This window comes from Kitasatospora sp. NBC_01302, assembly GCF_035976515.1.
Classification (GTDB): domain Bacteria; phylum Actinomycetota; class Actinomycetes; order Streptomycetales; family Streptomycetaceae; genus Kitasatospora.
On record NZ_CP108404.1, the window covers coordinates 4,904,885 to 4,919,889 of the forward strand.

Genomic DNA, 15,005 nt, shown 5'->3' on the forward strand with positions numbered 1-15,005 from the left:
GGCGGCGTCGCGCGCCTGGCCGGATCCGTGCGAAGGGCCCTAGGGTACGCGCATGCAGCTGCCGACTCCCGCGCGTGCCGCCAACGAGACCCTGGCGTTCCTGATCGAGCTGCTCGCCCTCGGCTCGCTCGCCTGGTGGGGCTGCCGGACGGGGCCGAACCTCGCCGTGCACCTGCTGCTGGCCATGGGTGCCCCGCTGCTGGCGGCCGTCCTGTGGGGCCGCTACGCCGCCCCCAGGGCCGCGGTGAAGCTGCCGCTGCCGGGCGTGCTGGCGGTCAAGGCGCTGGTCTTCGCCTGCGGGGCGGCGGCCCTGGCGGTGGTGGCCGGCCGGCCGTGGGGCCTGGCCTTCGCCCTGCTCGCACTGGCGAACACGGCGCTGGCCACGGCCGACCGGCGCAGCTCCGAGTGGATCGGGAAGCTGGACAAGCGGAACTGACGGGAGGTCAGTCCACCGGCAGCCGGGCCACCAGCAGCCGGCCCTCCATGGTCACCCCGCCGTCCATCGCCACGGCCAGCTCGTCCGCGTAGATGTAGGGCCCGGGCACGTACGGCCGCTCGCCGCTGTCCGAGTTCGCCTCGCCGGTCAGGTACGGGATCGGGCTGTGCCCGTGCACCACCCGGTGGCCGCCGTAGGTGCCCAGCAGCTCGCCGGCCGCCAGCGGGCCGCCCGGCCCGCGGAAGGCGAACCGCTTGGTGAACCGGCGGAAGGCGTCCCACCACTCGTCCGCGCCCTCGTCCGCGAGCAGGTCGTGGACGGCGTCGTTCACCTCGTCGATCGAGTTGCCGAACTCCAGGTACGCGGTGGTGTCCGAGTGCAGCAGCAGGTGGCCGTCCTCCAGCGCGATCGCCGGCAGCCGGGAGAGCCAGCTGATGTGGTGGCCCTGCAGCCGCTCCAGGTCGTGCTGCTGGCCGCCGTTGAGCAGCCAGGCGGCGCGGAACGAGGCGGTGCCGGCGGTGGACTGCACCGGCTCGTCGCCGTAGCGGTGGGCGCCCAGGAAGAGCAGTTCGTGATTGCCCATCAGGGCCCGGCAGTAGCCGCCGGCCGCGGCCGCCTCGGCGGCCAGCTGCATGACCAGGTCGATCACGCCGATGCCGTCGGGGCCGCGGTCGGTGAAGTCGCCGAGGAACCAGACCCGCGAGCGCCCGGCCGACCAGTGGCCGTCCGCGTCCACCAGGCCCTGCTGGTGCAGCGCCGCGAGCAGCTCGTCCAGGTACCCGTGCACGTCGCCGACCACGTAGAGCGGGCCGATCGGGCCCGGGTCGGCGGCCGGGGGCTGGTACGGCGTCGCGTACGGGTTCTCCTCGGTGATCGGCGGCCCCAGCTCGATGGTCGGCGGGTCGTCCTGGGCGGGGGCGTGCGCCGCCTCGCCACCCCGCTCGGCGGCCATGAAGGCGGCGTAGGCCGGTCCCTGCCCGCCGCCCGGTCCCTCGCCGTGGCCCGACACCGGCCAGTGCTGCTCCAGGTAGCGCGCACCGCCGTACCCGCTGTACGTGGCGTCCGGCCCGCCCGGGCTCGGTTCACCGGGCGAATCCTGGTACTCCGCGGGGGGGTTGGGCTCGAAGTACGAGCCGTACGGCAGCACGTCGAGGTCCTGCTGCGGGCGGGGGCCTGACTGGGGCAGCTCAGGCCCGGGGAAGCGGTCCTCGGGTGTCATCCGCCCATCATAGGAAGAGCCCTCTCCCGTCGTCCTCACCCGGTCGGTATCCAATCCTCGCGCAGGCGGCTGCCGTCGCCGCCATCGGGGTGCCGGCCGACCGGGTTCAGACCTCGCCGGGCGCGCGCGGCGGGCTGACGGTCGTTCGGGGACTGCGCCGTTGCGAGGAGGCCCGCACGATCAACTCGGTGGGCATCAGGGTGCCCGGCGGCGGTCCGGTGCCGGCGGTGCGGTAGCGGGGCGGGAAGAGCCGGGCGATGTCGACGCCGGTGCCCGAGTCGACCCCCTCGATCGCGTCGATCAGCAGGTTGACGACGGTGGTGCCGATCCGGCGCGGCTTGAGCGACAGGGTGGTGATCGGCGGCTCGGTGCCCGCGTAGACGTCGCTCTCGCTGCAGCAGACCAGCAGCAGGTCCTCGGGCACCCGCAGGCCGTAGCGGCGGGCGGCGGCCAGCAGGTCGGTGCCGTTGGGGTCGAAGAGCCCGTAGACGGCGTCCGGGCGGTCGGGGCGGGCCAGCAGCCGGTCGGCGGCCACCGCCCCGGCGGCCGGGTCGTGCGCGGGGTAGGTCTCGTAGACCGGCTCCTGGCCGACCCGGTCGCACCAGCCGAGGTAGGCGTCGGTGGAGAGCCGGGTGTAGGTGTCGGTGCTGGTGCCGGTGAGCAGGCCGATCCGGCGCGCGCCCGCCTCGCTGAGGTGGTCCAGGATGCCCAGCACGGCGGCCTCGTGGTCGTTGTCCACCCAGGCGGTGACCGGGCAGTTGCCCGGCTTGCCGTCGCTCACCACCGGGACGCCGGACCGGTAGAGCTCGCTGACCAGCGGATCCTGGTCGGCGGGGTCGATCACCACGGTGCCGTCCAGCGCCACGTTGCTCCACACGTCGTGCCGGGAGGAGGCGGGCAGCACCACCAGCGCGTAGCCGCGGCCGAGGGCGGCGCTGGTGGCGGCCCTGGCCATCTCGGCGAAGTAGGCGAACTCGGTGAAGGTGAAGGGTTCCTCGCCGTAGGTGGTGACGGTCAGGCCGATCAGGCCGGACCGGCCGGTGCGCAGCGTGCGGGCGGCGGCGGACGGCCGGTAGCCGAGGCGCTCGGCGACCTCGCGCACCCGGCTGCGGGTTTCGTCGGGCAGACGGCCCTTCCCGTTCAGGGCGTCCGAGACGGTGGTGATCGACACTCCGGCGGCTGCTGCCACATCCCGGATGCCGGCCCGTTCCAGACGTCGTGAGGTAGGGGGTCGCCGACCGCTCTGATTGGCTGCTGCTGTCATGGCGGACCGATCGTATGGTGCGTCAGCTCGTCGCTGAACCACGGCGGATCGGCTCGCCGGAGCGGTCAGAAGATACGTTTCTCCATGTCCGCCGCTCGTCTCACTCCTTGGATCAGTGGTCTGATTTCGGCCGATTACCTCTGACATGTGCCATAGGAACGAGGCACAATGGCTGATCCGCAGTGGTGACCTGGCCGGACAACTCACCCGCACGGGTGAGCGCGCTCGGTATCGTTCTGGGCACCCGACCGGGGACAGGAGTCCGCGCACGCGACCGGCGCGCAACCGAGCGCCGGGGGCGCGCGGGCGGCGACGGGCGTGCCCCACCAGGCAGTCCCGGACAGTGACGAAGGAGAGCACCACCGTGAGCGGTACGGCAGCGCAGGGCCCGCGGCTTCGGCCGAGCCTCGACGGTATCCCCACCTACAAGCCCGGCAAGCCCGCCGGCGCCGACGCGTTCAAGCTGTCCTCCAACGAGAACCCCTACGAGCCGCTGCCCGGCGTGCTGGAGGCCGCGCTGGCCGCCGCCGGCTCGTTCAACCGCTACCCCGACATGGCCGTCACCGAGCTGACCGGCGAGCTGGCGCAGCGCTTCGACGTGCCCGCCGAGCACATTTCCACCGGCCCCGGCTCGGTGGGCGTGGCCCAGTCGCTGGTCTCGGCCACGGCCGGCCCCGGCGACGAGGTGATCTTCGCCTGGCGCTCCTTCGAGGCCTACCCGATCATCGTCCAGGTGGCCGGGGCCACCCCGGTGCCGGTCCCGCTGACCGCCACCGAGGAGCACGACCTCGACGCGATGCTCGCCGCGATCACCCCGCGGACCCGGCTGATCTTCGTCTGCAACCCGAACAACCCGACCGGCGCCGCGATCCACACCGCCGAGCTGGAGCGGTTCCTGGACGCCGTGCCGAGCGACATCCTGGTCGTGATCGACGAGGCCTACCGCGAGTTCATCCGCGACGAGCGGATCCCGGACGGCGTCGAGCTCTACCGGGAGCGGCCCAACGTCGCGGTGCTGCGCACCTTCTCCAAGGCGTACGGCCTGGCCGGCCTGCGGGTCGGCTTCGCCATCGCGCACGAGGACGTGGCCACCGCGCTGCGCAAGACCGCCCTGCCGTTCGGTGTCAGCCAGCTCGCCCAGGACGCGGCGGTCGCCTCGCTGCGCGCCGAGGACGCGCTGATGGTGCGGGTCGAGGCGCTGGTCGGCGAGCGCACCCGGGTGCTGGCGGCGCTGACCGCCCAGGGCTGGCCGGTGGTGGACTCGCAGGCCAACTTCGTCTGGCTGCGCCTGGGCGAGCAGACCCTGGACTTCGCCGCGACCTGCGCGGCGGCCGGCGTGATCGTGCGGCCGTTCCCGGGCGAGGGCGTGCGGGTGACGATCGGCGAGGTGGCGGGCAACGACCTGTTCCTCGCGGCGGCGGAGGCGTTCCGCAAGGAGCTGCTCGCGGGCTGAGGCCCCGCCGAGCCCCCGGGCTGCGGGGCCGGCCGGCGCGCCGGTCAGCCCCGCAGCAGCTCCGCCAGCACCGCGAGGCCGTCGGCCAGCGCGGACCGGCCGGGGGTGGCGTAGCTGACCACCAGCGCGGGGGCGGCCGGTGCCGGGTCCACCCGCAGCGCCGCCTCCTGCGCGCCGAGCGCGTAGTGCCGCCCGCCGCGCACCAGCACCCGGCGCCGGGCCGCCTCGCGCACCAGCGCCTGCTCGTCCACGCCCGCCGGCAGCCGCAGGTAGGCCTGCAGCCCGCCTTCGCCCGCCCCGGCGCCGGTGAGCCCGCCGAGCCCCGCGAACGCCTCGCGCACCAGCGCCCGCCGCTCGGCCAGCTCCGTGCCGAGCCGGCGCAGGTGCCGGTCCAGGCCGCCGGTGTCCAGGAACCGGGCCAGGGTCAGCTGTTCCAGCCCCGAGCAGCCCAGGTCCCAGCCCACCCGGACGCCCTCCAGCTCGCCCATCAGCTGCGGCGGCCCGGCCAGCCAGCCCAGCCGCAGCGCCGGGGCCAGCGTCTTGCTGGTGGTGCCCGCGTGGACCACCCGGTCCGGGTCCAGCGACTGGAGCGCCGGGCGGCGCCGTCCGGCGGGTTGGAAGGCGCCGTCGAAGTCGTCCTCGATCACCAGGCCGCCGGCCCGTGCGGCCCAGTCGACGAGCTCGGCCCGGCGCCGGTCGCTCAGCGGGACGGCGGTGGGGAACTGGTTGCCGGGCGTGACCAGCACCGCCCGGGCGCCGCTGCGCGCCAGCGCGTCCACCCGCAGGCCCTCGCCGTCCACCGGGATGCCCAGCACGGCCAGTCCCGAGCTGCGGATGAAGTCGCGCTGGCCGGGGTGGCTCGGGTCCTCCACCGCGACGCGGTCCAGGCCGCGCGCCTTCAGCACCTGGCAGAGCAGCGCGAGCCCCTGGGCGAAACCGCTGGTCACCATCACGTCCGTCGCCGCCACCCGCACCCCGCGCACCCGGCCCAGGTGGCCCGCCAGGACCTGGCGCAGCAGCGGGTGGCCCGCTGTCGGCCCGTAGCCGAGCCCGCTCGCGTCCGCCTGCCGGATCACCGCGGCGGCGCAGCGCAGCCAGTCCCGGTGCGGGAAGGAGCGCACCGCGCCGGTGCCGGTGCGCAGGTCGCACAGGGCCGGATCGGCCGCCGGTGGCGGGCCGGGAGCGGTGAGCGCGGAGCGGGTCTCGGCCCGCAGTTGCCGGGGCGGTGCGGCGACCCGGCTGCCGGAGCCCTGGCGGGTGGTCAGGTAGCCCTCGGCGGTCAGCTGCGCGTAGGCCTCCACCAGGACGCTGCGCGAGACGCCGAGGTCGGCGCAGAGGCTGCGGCTGGACGGCAGCCGGGTTCCCGGGCGCAGCGTGCCGTCACTGATCGCCTGCCGGATCCCGTCGCGCACCTGGGCGGCCAGCGGGCGCCCGCAGTCGCGGTCGAGGGTCAGTGCGAGCTGCCAGGACATCGCGGCCCTCCTTCGTCGCGGGTGCTCAGTGCCCGGTGGCCGCCCGCTCGGCCGCGCTGCGCAGGACGCACAGCTCGTTGCCCTCGGGGTCGGCCAGCACGGCCCAGCCGGTGCCGTCGGGGTTGCGGCGGTCGTCGAGCAGGGTGGCGCCGAGGGCGAGCAGGCGGGCGACCTCCTCGTCGCGGCTGCGGTCCGTGGGCTGCAGGTCCAGGTGGATCCGGTTCTTCACGGTCTTGCCTTCGGGGACGGGCAGGAAGAGCAGGTTGCCCGCGTCCGTCCCGTCGAGCGGCGCCAGCAGGTACTCCGGCTCGCTCTCGGTGCCGTCGTTGACCACCGGCCGGCCGGTCACCTGCTGCCAGAAGGCGGCCACGGCCGCGGGGTCGGCGCAGTCGAAGGTGATGCTGCGGACGAGGGATGACAAGGCGGGCTCCTGTTCGCCGACGGGGGCTGCCCGTCATCATGGCAGACCGTCAACTCGCCGCCCGGGCCACGGGCGTTCGAGGTCTGCTAGCGTCCTGTCATCGGGTCGCTGCGGAACGCAGTGGGCCGCGGTGGGCGCGCGGCCGGGGCGGCGTGAACGCGCCGCCCGAGATGGCTGGGAAGTTCCTGGGGATTGCATTGAGGGCGATCTGAGAATGCCCTGCCTTATGCCCCTTTTGTCGCTGTCTGACGTGATCGCCGGGCACGCCTGCCCCAGCGTCCCCCCAGGTGGCGCCCAGTCCTTCGCAAGAGCACCCGGCGACGCTTGTGCGTCATGAAGGTCCTCCCGCGACGGCGTGGCGCCGTCCTCGTCAACTCAGTGCTCGGTGTGGCCCTCCTGGCGGGGGGCGCCCTGGCGTACACCACCGTGAACAGCTCCAGCAGCGCCGCGGCCGGCAAGCCCGCTGCCAGGACGGCCACCGTGACCAAGGGAACGGTCCTGGCCACGGTGTCCGGATCCGGCAGCCTCTCCTCGCCCACCGACGCCGGCGAGAACTTCGTCACCGGGGGCAGGCTGACCGCGGTCAAGGTGTCGGTCGGCGACACGGTGACCCAGGGCGAGGTGCTGGCCACCGTCGACACCACGGCCGCCCAGCAGGCGCTGGACGCCGCGAACGGCGCGCTGACCGAGGCGCAGGCCGCGCTGGCCTCGGCCCAGGCCAACCTGACGAAGGCCCAGGCGGGGACCACCACGACCACCACCGTGCCGGTCGGCAGCACCGGCGCCGCCCTCCAGTCCGCGTGGATCCAGGCGGTTCCGAGCGCCTCGGCCTCCGGCAGCCCGGCGGCGACCCCGTCGCCGAGCGCGGCCCCCAGCACCTCCGCCTCGCACGGCAGCGGCGGCCACAGCGGCTCGACCGCGGTCCCGGCCTCGCCGATCAGCAGCACGGACAACTCCGGCACCGGCAACACGGGCGCCTCCGGCGGCGGCAGCACGGACAACTCCGGTGGCGGCGGCAACTCCGGCAGCGGCGGCTCCGGCGACAGCAGCGGCAGCTCCCGCGTCCCGGCCCCGCAGACCACCACCATCACCACCACCAAGGTCGACCCCGCAGCCGTGGCCCAGGCCCAGCAGCAGGTCACCCAGGCCCAGCAGCAGGTGGCCACCGCGCAGATCAACGTCACCAACGCGCAGACGGCGCTGTCCGGCACCACGCTGACCGCCTCGGTCGGCGGCACGGTCGCCTCGATCTCCAACAAGGTCGGCGACACCGTCTCGGGCACCGGTGCGAGCACCGACTCCAGCGGTGGCGCGGGCGGCTCGTCCAGCTCCGGATCGAGCAGCAGCAAGACCAGCTCCACCTCGACCAGTTCGGGACCCAGCGGCTTCATCGTCATCACCAACCCGACCGGCATGCAGGTCACCGCCGACTTCTCCGAGCTCGACTCGCTGAAGCTGAAGAAGGGCGAGGGGGCCACGGTCACGCTCAACGCGCAGTCCTCCACCGTCCTCAACGCCTCGGTGCTGTCGGTCAGTTCGCTCCCGGTCTCGAGCGGCAGCAGCTCCGGCGCGGCCGGCAGCGCGGTCCAGTACGCCGCGGTGCTGCAGATCGACGGCGACACCAGCTCGCTGCGCACCGGCATGAGCGCCACCGTCGCAGTGGTCACCGGTGAGGCGGACAGCGCGCTCTCGGTGCCGGCCGCGGCGCTCTCCGGCACCGGCACCACGCGCACCGCGACGGTGGTCAAGCCGGACGGCACCACCTCGCGGGTCTCCGTGACGGTCGGCGTGGTGGGCGACTCCACCGTGCAGGTGGTCTCCGGCCTCAACGCGGGCGACAAGGTGCAGCTGGCCTCCGCGACCAGCGGCGGCAGCAACGGCTTCCCGAGCGGCTCCTTCCCGGGCGGTGCCGGCGGCGGCACCCGCGGTGGCGGTGGCGGGGGCCTCGGCGGTGGCGCCGGCGGCTTCGGCGGCGGTGGCGGCGGCGCCCGGGGCGGTGCCTGATGGGTCGCCGTTCTCGCTCCCACGCCGCCGGTGCGCAGGCACCGGCCGGCGGGGACGCCGCAGCCGGGGCGGGCCCGCAGGCGCCGCCCCCGGTCATCCAGGTCCGTCACCTCACCAAGTCCTACGGCCACGGCGACGCGACGGTGCACGCCCTGCGCGGCCCCGACGACCCGCAGACCGGGCAGCCGGCCGGGGTCAGCCTGGACATCGACCAGGGTGACTTCGTCGCGGTGATGGGCAGTTCGGGCTCCGGCAAGTCGACCCTGATGAACATCCTCGGCTGCCTGGACATCCCGACCGGCGGGCGCTACCTGCTGGACGGCACCGACGTCGGCCACCTGGACGAGAACCAGCTCTCGCTGGTCCGCAACCGCAAGATCGGCTTCATCTTCCAGTCGTTCAACCTGGTGCCGCGCACCACCGCGCTGGCCCAGGTCGAACTCCCGCTCGCCTACGCGGGCGTGAAGGCCTCCGAGCGGCGCAAGCGCGCGCTGGCCGCACTCGCCCTGGTGGGCCTGTCCGGCCGGGCCGACCACAAGCCCAACCAGTTGTCCGGCGGTCAGCAGCAGCGTGTGGCCGTGGCCCGCGCGCTGGTCACCGCGCCGGCGATGCTGCTGGCCGACGAGCCCACCGGCAACCTGGACAGCCGCTCCACCGAAGAGGTACTGACCATCATCGACGGACTGAACGCCACTGGCCGGACGGTCGTGCTGATCACCCACGAGGACGAGGTGGCCGAGCACGCCAAGCGCGTCCTGCGCCTGGTGGACGGCCAGATCATCTCCGACGTGCGGCAGGGCCCGGTGGTCGGTCCGCCGCCGGTGCTGGCCCGCCAGCTCGCCGGCCGCTCCGTCGCCGGGCATCCCGGCGGCGGCCACAGCGGCCCGGCCGCGCTGATCGGAGGCCGGCCGTGATCGTCTGGCAGATGATTCGCTTCGCCTGCGCGGGCCTGGCCGCCAACAAGGTGCGCTCCGCGCTCACCATGCTCGGCGTGCTGATCGGTGTCGCCTCGGTGATCCTGCTACTCGCGGTCGGCAACGGCTCCTCGGCCGCGGTGAAGAACTCGATCACCTCGCTCGGCACCAACTCGCTGACCGTCACCTCGGGCACCAGCGGCGGTGCCCGGACCGCGGGCACGGTCAAGAAGCTCACCGTGGACGACGCCCGCGCGCTGGCCGACCCGAGCGCGGCGCCCGACATCAAGTCGGTCGCCCCAGTGGTCACCACCACCGCCACCGCCGACTACGGCGACATCTCGTACACCCCGGGCTCGGTGATCGGCACCTACCCGGCGTACTTCGAGACCGCCAACGAGAAGATCGCCTCCGGCGACTACTTCAGCAACGACGACGTGCTCAACTCGAGCAAGGTCGCGGTGATCGGCTCCACCACCGCGCAGCAGCTGTTCGACAACGTGAACCCGGTCGGCAGGACGATCACCCTCGGCGGCACCCCGCTGACCGTGGTCGGCGTGCTGCAGACCAAGGGCGCCACCGGGTTCACCGACCCGGACGACGTGGTGATCGCGCCGCTGCCGACCGTGCAGAACGCCTTCACCGGCTTCAGCTCGGTCAGCCAGATCCTGGTGCAGGCCACCTCGGCCGACACCACCACCCAGGCGCAGAGCGAGATCACCCAGATCCTGATGGGGACGCACTCGCTGACCGACCCCACCAAGCTCGACTTCCGGGTGAGCAACCAGACCTCGCTGCTCACCGCCCGGGAGAGCACCAGCCAGACCTTCACCGTGCTGCTCGGTGCGGTGGCCGCGATCTCGCTGCTGGTCGGCGGGATCGGGATCACCAACATCATGCTGGTCACGGTGACCGAGCGGACCCGGGAGATCGGCATCCGCAAGGCCCTGGGCGCGCCCAAGGCCGTGATCCTGGGCCAGTTCCTCGCCGAGTCGACCCTGCTCTCGGTGCTGGGTGCCGGGCTCGGGGTGGCGGTGGGCCTGTTCGGCTCGCACTTCAGCGTGGTCGGGATCAAGCCGGTGGTGATCCCCTCCTCGGTGCTGGGCGCCTTCGGCATCGCCGTGGCGATCGGCCTGTTCTTCGGCAGCTACCCGGCCAACCGGGCCGCCTCGCTGCGCCCCATCGACGCCCTGCGGCACGAGTGAGCCCGCGATGGACATCGGTCCAGACGGATCCGTCATGATCACCCAGCGACACGACCGGGAGCAGTAGAGCCCATGCCTACCAACAACAGTGACCTGGTCCGGGCCGACGATACGGTCCGGCTGCCCGCCGCGGTGCCCTCGGCAGCCCCCTCGGCCGGCGCCGGCGGCGCCCTCGCCGGCGAGGCCGCGGCGCACGCCGAGCTGCTCGCCACCGCACCCGACGCGCGCGACATCACGGCGGAGCTGGCGGCCCCGCCGCGGCGCAAGCTGCCCTGGGTGACCCTGCTGCTGGCCGGCGGGGTGCTCGCGGCGGCGGCCTTCACCGGGGGCGCCTGGTACCAGAAGAACCACGGCAACAACACCACCAGCACCAGCCGTGCGATCACCGCGGCCATCCAGAAGGCCGGTCAGAGCGGTGCGGCCGGCCGCCGGGGCGGGAGTGCGGGCGGCGGTGGCGCCGCGGGCGGTGCGGGCGGTGGCGGCGGCGCGGCCGGCGGGGCCGGATTCACCCGGGGCACGGTCAAGCTGGTGGACGGCAGCACCGTCTACCTGACCGACGCCAGCGGCAACATCGTGAAGGTGACCACCGGCAGCTCCACCAAGGTCTCGGTCACCCAGGACGGCCAGGTCGGCCAGCTGCAGCCCGGCCAGAGCGTGACCGTGGTCGGCACCCCGGACGGCAACGGCGGCTACGCGGCCACCCAGCTGACCGAGGGCGGCGCGGCGGGCGGTGCCGGTGGCGGCGGCTTCGGTGGCGGCTTCGGCGGTGGCGGTACAGGTGGCGGTACAGGTGGCGGTGCGGCCCAGGGCGGGTGAGCCGCCCGCGGCCGGGCCGCGCGTCGGCGGCCACCGCGGTGGACGGCCCGGCCGGGAGAGCGCTCCCGGCCGGGCCGTCGGCGTTGCGGCCGCAGCCCAGCGCTGCCGGGAGATAGGCGCAAGCCCCGGTGATCGGCCAGAATGTCCGGCGGCCCGGATGTTGATCACCGGGCCGCCGTAGCTCATACCCCGGGGGAACACACGTGTCCAGTACCACTTCGCCGCCCGCCCCTGCCCGCAAGCAGAAGGCCGCGGCCGTCGGCTGGCTGCTCAGCATCGGTCTCAACGTCGTGGCGCCGATCCTGATCTACAACCAGGCGCACGCCCACGGCGCCGGCGACTTCACCGCGATCCTGCTCTCCGGCCTGGGCCCGCTCGTCGACATCGCCGTCTACCTGGCCTGGCACCGCCGGGCCGACGAGTTCGCGATCGTCTCGCTGATCTTCCTGGCGCTCAGCGGCATCGCCGCCCTGGTCGGCCCGCACGACGCCAAGCTGCTGCTGGCCAAGGACTCGCTGGTGACCGGCCTGTTCGGGCTGGTCTGCCTGGCCTCGCTGGCCGCCGCCCGGCCGCTGATGTTCTACTTCGGCCGCAAGTTCGCCACCGACGGCACCCCGGAGCAGGTGGCCTGGTGGAACGGCCTGTGGCAGTTCGAGGGCTTCCGCCGGGTGCAGCGCAACCTGACGATCGGCTGGGGCACCGGCTACCTGGTCGAGGCCGCGGTGCGGGTGGTCTGCGTCTACTCGCTCTCCAACGGGCAGGCCGTCACTGTCAACAACATCCTTCCGTACGCGTTCACCGCCGGGCTGGTCTTCTGGACGATGAGCTATGCCCGCCGGGCCCAGGCCCGTGGCCGCGCGGCCGGTGCGCCCGTGGCCCCGGAGGGTGCGGCAGCGGCCTGAGGTCCGTGTGCCCCGCGGATGAAGGGGGCACACAGCCTTCATACGTCTCTCATCTAGCGCGCGTAGCCTCCCGGGACCATCATCTGATCGGCCGACAAACCCAGAACCCGGGAGGCGGACCCCGTGACGATTACAGGGACTGTGACCACAGGCGCGGTGCCCAGCTCGATGGCCCCCTCGATGGCTCCCCCGACGGCTCCGCCCGGCTCCGGTGCGATGACGCAGCTCAGCGGTGCCGGCTCGGCGGCGATCGGCCGCACCTCCGGTGAGGCCTTCCTCCTCGTCGTCGACGACGAGCCCAACATCCGCGAGCTGCTCTCTGCCTCGCTGCGCTTCTCCGGCTTCCGGGTGGAGTCGGCGGCCACCGGCGAGGAGGCGCTGGCCGCGATCGCCGTCGAGTGCCCCGACCTCGTGGTGCTCGACGTGATGCTCCCGGACCTGGACGGCTTCACCGTGGTCGAGCGGCTGCGCGAGCAGACCCGCCGCCAGCAGATCGCCAACCCCGCGGGCCTGGCCGCCCGCCCGGGCCGCCCGCGCCCCGCCGACCACCTGCCGGTGCTCTTCCTCACCGCCAAGGACGGCACCGAGGACAAGGTGCACGGTCTGGCCTCCGGCGCCGACGACTACGTGACCAAGCCGTTCAGCCTGGAGGAGCTGATCGCCCGGATCCGGGCGATCCTGCGCCGGGCCGGCGGTCCGGCCGAGGACGGCCGGCTCACCGTGGCCGACCTCACCCTCGACCCGCTGGCCCACGAGGTCACCCGGGACGGCCGCCCGATCTCGCTCTCGCCGACCGAGTTCAAGCTGCTGCACTACCTGATGGCCAACGTCGGCCGGGTGGTCTCCAAGGCGCAGATCCTGGACCACGTCTGGGCCTACGACTTCGGCGGCGACCTGAGCATCGTCGAGTCCTACATCTCCTACCTGCGCCGCAAGCTCGACTCCGGCCCCGACCACGGGCCGAAGCTGATCCACACCGTGCGCGGCATCGGCTACGCGCTGCGCCGGCCGCCGCAGCAGCCGCAGGACTGACCGGCGGTGCGGCGGCGACGGCACCCGGAAAGCGACCTGACGGATCGTCAGGCGCCTTTCCCGCGCCGTCTGCTGGCGCGCTGCCGGGTGCTGCGCCCGCTCGCGCTGCTGCGCGGCACCGGGCGTCTGTCGCTGCGGGCCCGGCTGCTGGCGCTCACCCTGGTGCTGGTCACCACGGGGCTGGTGGCCAGCGACCTGATGGTGCTGGGCGTGGTGCGCTCGCAGCTGACCCGCCGGCTCGACCAGCAGCTCCAGCAGTTCGGCAACGCGCAGGCGCAGCGCAGCTGGCACCGGTCCGGTTCGGGCTCCACCGCCGACGGCGGCCAGGGGGCGCAGGGTCCGCAGGGCTCGACCGGTGCGCAGAGTTCGCCGGGTGCGCAGAGTCCGCAGGGTGCGCCGGGTGCGCCGAGTTCGCCCGGTGCGCAGAGTTCGCCCGGCCCCGACGCCTCCGCCGGGGACAAGCAGATCCGGCCGCCGAGCCAGTCCGAGCTGCCCAGCATGTACGAGATGCGGATGCTCAACGCCGACGGAAGCGTGCGGCGGACCTACCGGCAGCCGATCGCGCCCAGCGACCCGGAGCCGGTGCTGCCCCCGCTGACCGGCCCGGCCCTGGCCGCGCATCTGAACCGGGCCTTCGTCGTCCACGGCGAGGACGGCGGACGGTGGCTGGTCCGGATCATGCCGATCCAGCGCTCCGGCCCCGCCCGCGCGGACTCGACCGCCCAGGGCCAGTCCCCCCAGGGCCAGTCGTCGCAGGGCCCGTCACCGCAGGGCAGCACGGCGGACCCGAATTCCGGCCCCTCTTCCTACGTCCTGGTCGCGGTCAACCTCGACGACGTGGACACCAGCGCCAGCAAGCTCGCCCAGGCCTTCCTCGCGATCGGCGCCGCCGTGCTGCTGCTCATAGCCGGCCTCGGCGCCTTCGCGGTGCGGGCCGGCCTGCTGCCGCTGCGCCGGATCGAGCGCGGCACCGAGCTGATCGCGGCCGGTGAGCTCTCCTACCGGATGCCGGCCCTGCCGCCGAGCACCGAGGTCGGCCGGCTCTCGCTCGCGCTGAACGGGATGCTGGACCAGATCGAGTCCGCGTTCGCCGCCCAGGCCGCCTCCGAGGCCCGGATGCGCCGCTTCGTCGCGGACGCCTCGCACGAGCTGCGCACCCCGCTGGCCGGCATCCGCGGCTTCGCCGAGCTCTACCGGATGGGCGCGCTGGCCTCCGACTCCGACGTCAAGCGCACCATGGACCGGATCGAGAGCGAGGCCGTGCGGATGGGCGGCCTGGTCGAGGACCTGCTGACGCTGGCCCGCCTCGACGAGGAGCGCCCGCTCGACCTCGCCCCGATGGACCTGCGCACGCTGGCCGCCGACGCGCTGCACGACCTCACCGCCCTGGACCCCACCCGCCCGGTCGCGCTGACCGGCCCCGGCGGCAGCGGCCCGCCCGGCGCGGCGGCCGTGCTGGGCGACGAGGCCCGGCTGCGCCAGGTGGTGACCAACCTGGTCGGCAACGCGGTCAAGCACACCCCGCGCGGCACCGCCGTCCGGATCGGCGTGGGCACCAGGCCCGACGGCTGTGTGCTCGAAGTGGCCGACTCCGGACCAGGTCTGACGACCGATCAGGCCGAGCGTGTCTTCGAGCGCTTCTACCGCGTCGACGCCTCCCGCAGCCGCCACGAGGGCGGCGGCGCGGGTCTGGGGCTGGCCATCGCCGCCGCCTTCGCCCGCGCCCATGGCGGCGCCCTCGCGCTGGACACCACCCCCGGCGTCGGGGCCACCTTCCGCCTCACCCTGCCCCGGTCGAGCGGCGAGTAGCGCGGGCGACCCCGCCGCCTGCGTCCTTACGCCGTCTTCACCTGCACTTCACCCCACC

Annotated in this window: 13 protein-coding genes; 9 read left to right on the forward strand and 4 right to left on the reverse strand. The window is 74.0% G+C overall.

Annotation, left to right across the window (positions count from 1 at the left end; genetic code table 11):
• Positions 1 to 52 precede the first annotated feature (52 nt).
• On the forward strand, positions 53 to 436 hold the full coding sequence (locus OG294_RS21230; protein WP_327068093.1) for a YrdB family protein: 384 nt from the start codon (positions 53 to 55) through the stop codon (positions 434 to 436).
• A 7-nt stretch (positions 437 to 443) separates the two neighbouring features.
• Here the strand turns inward: OG294_RS21230 and OG294_RS21235 are convergent, their stop codons facing one another.
• Both OG294_RS21235 and OG294_RS21240 read right to left on the reverse strand, forming a co-directional pair.
• Positions 444 to 1,655, reverse strand: coding sequence for a metallophosphoesterase (locus tag OG294_RS21235; protein ID WP_327068094.1), 1,212 nt, complete (start codon positions 1,653 to 1,655; stop codon positions 444 to 446).
• A 106-nt stretch (positions 1,656 to 1,761) separates the two neighbouring features.
• Complete coding sequence (locus OG294_RS21240; protein WP_327068095.1) at positions 1,762 to 2,919, reverse strand: LacI family DNA-binding transcriptional regulator; 1,158 nt, start codon at positions 2,917 to 2,919, stop codon at positions 1,762 to 1,764.
• Between the two features lie 364 nt (positions 2,920 to 3,283).
• On the opposite strand from OG294_RS21240, the gene hisC reads away from it, so the two are divergent.
• A complete protein-coding gene (gene hisC, locus OG294_RS21245; RefSeq protein ID WP_327068096.1) occupies positions 3,284 to 4,372 on the forward strand; it encodes a histidinol-phosphate transaminase in 1,089 nt (362 codons plus the stop codon).
• A 44-nt stretch (positions 4,373 to 4,416) separates the two neighbouring features.
• Here hisC and pdxR read toward each other — a convergent pair whose 3' ends face one another.
• A complete protein-coding gene (gene pdxR / locus OG294_RS21250; RefSeq protein ID WP_327068097.1) occupies positions 4,417 to 5,844 on the reverse strand; it encodes a MocR-like pyridoxine biosynthesis transcription factor PdxR in 1,428 nt (475 codons plus the stop codon).
• Positions 5,845 to 5,869: 25 nt separating this feature from the next.
• Positions 5,870 to 6,265, reverse strand: a complete 396-nt coding sequence (locus tag OG294_RS21255; RefSeq protein ID WP_327068098.1) for a VOC family protein — start codon at positions 6,263 to 6,265, stop codon at positions 5,870 to 5,872.
• Positions 6,266 to 6,598: 333 nt separating this feature from the next.
• On the opposite strand from OG294_RS21255, the gene OG294_RS21260 reads away from it, so the two are divergent.
• From OG294_RS21260 to OG294_RS21290, 7 genes are all read left to right on the forward strand, one after another.
• Entirely contained in the window at positions 6,599 to 8,269 is a 1,671-nt protein-coding gene (locus tag OG294_RS21260) for a biotin/lipoyl-binding protein (protein WP_327068099.1), read from the forward strand.
• Positions 8,269 to 9,183, forward strand: coding sequence for an ABC transporter ATP-binding protein (locus tag OG294_RS21265; RefSeq protein ID WP_327068100.1), 915 nt, complete (start codon positions 8,269 to 8,271; stop codon positions 9,181 to 9,183). Before OG294_RS21260 ends, OG294_RS21265 begins: the two co-directional genes overlap by 1 nt.
• Positions 9,184 to 9,194: 11 nt before the next feature.
• Complete coding sequence (locus tag OG294_RS21270; protein ID WP_327068101.1) at positions 9,195 to 10,388, forward strand: ABC transporter permease; 1,194 nt, start codon at positions 9,195 to 9,197, stop codon at positions 10,386 to 10,388.
• 72 nt (positions 10,389 to 10,460) lie between these two features.
• A complete protein-coding gene (locus OG294_RS21275) occupies positions 10,461 to 11,204 on the forward strand; it encodes a hypothetical protein (protein WP_327068103.1) in 744 nt (247 codons plus the stop codon).
• A 203-nt stretch (positions 11,205 to 11,407) separates the two neighbouring features.
• Entirely contained in the window at positions 11,408 to 12,106 is a 699-nt protein-coding gene (locus OG294_RS21280; RefSeq protein ID WP_327068104.1) for a VC0807 family protein, read from the forward strand.
• Between the two features lie 216 nt (positions 12,107 to 12,322).
• Positions 12,323 to 13,138: a response regulator transcription factor gene (locus OG294_RS21285; protein ID WP_327071617.1), complete on the forward strand. Its 816-nt coding sequence runs from the start codon at positions 12,323 to 12,325 to the stop codon at positions 13,136 to 13,138.
• Positions 13,139 to 13,225: 87 nt separating this feature from the next.
• On the forward strand, positions 13,226 to 14,947 hold the full coding sequence (locus OG294_RS21290; protein WP_327068105.1) for a sensor histidine kinase: 1,722 nt from the start codon (positions 13,226 to 13,228) through the stop codon (positions 14,945 to 14,947).
• Positions 14,948 to 15,005: the final 58 nt, after the last annotated feature.

What these genes read in the sequence shown, in the direction of transcription:
- OG294_RS21275 (WP_327068103.1), top strand. Translation starts at nt 10,461, where the DNA reads ATGCCTACCAACAACAGTGACCTGGTCCGGGCCGACGATACGGTCCGG.
- OG294_RS21285 (WP_327071617.1), top strand. Translation starts at nt 12,323, where the DNA reads ATGACGCAGCTCAGCGGTGCCGGCTCGGCGGCGATCGGCCGCACCTCC.
- pdxR (WP_327068097.1), bottom strand. Translation starts at nt 5,844, where the DNA reads ATGTCCTGGCAGCTCGCACTGACCCTCGACCGCGACTGCGGGCGCCCG.
- OG294_RS21230 (WP_327068093.1), top strand. Translation starts at nt 53, where the DNA reads ATGCAGCTGCCGACTCCCGCGCGTGCCGCCAACGAGACCCTGGCGTTC.
- OG294_RS21270 (WP_327068101.1), top strand. Translation starts at nt 9,195, where the DNA reads ATGATTCGCTTCGCCTGCGCGGGCCTGGCCGCCAACAAGGTGCGCTCC.
- OG294_RS21265 (WP_327068100.1), top strand. Translation starts at nt 8,269, where the DNA reads ATGGGTCGCCGTTCTCGCTCCCACGCCGCCGGTGCGCAGGCACCGGCC.
- OG294_RS21235 (WP_327068094.1), bottom strand. Translation starts at nt 1,655, where the DNA reads ATGACACCCGAGGACCGCTTCCCCGGGCCTGAGCTGCCCCAGTCAGGC.
- OG294_RS21240 (WP_327068095.1), bottom strand. Translation starts at nt 2,919, where the DNA reads ATGACAGCAGCAGCCAATCAGAGCGGTCGGCGACCCCCTACCTCACGA.
- OG294_RS21260 (WP_327068099.1), top strand. Translation starts at nt 6,599, where the DNA reads ATGAAGGTCCTCCCGCGACGGCGTGGCGCCGTCCTCGTCAACTCAGTG.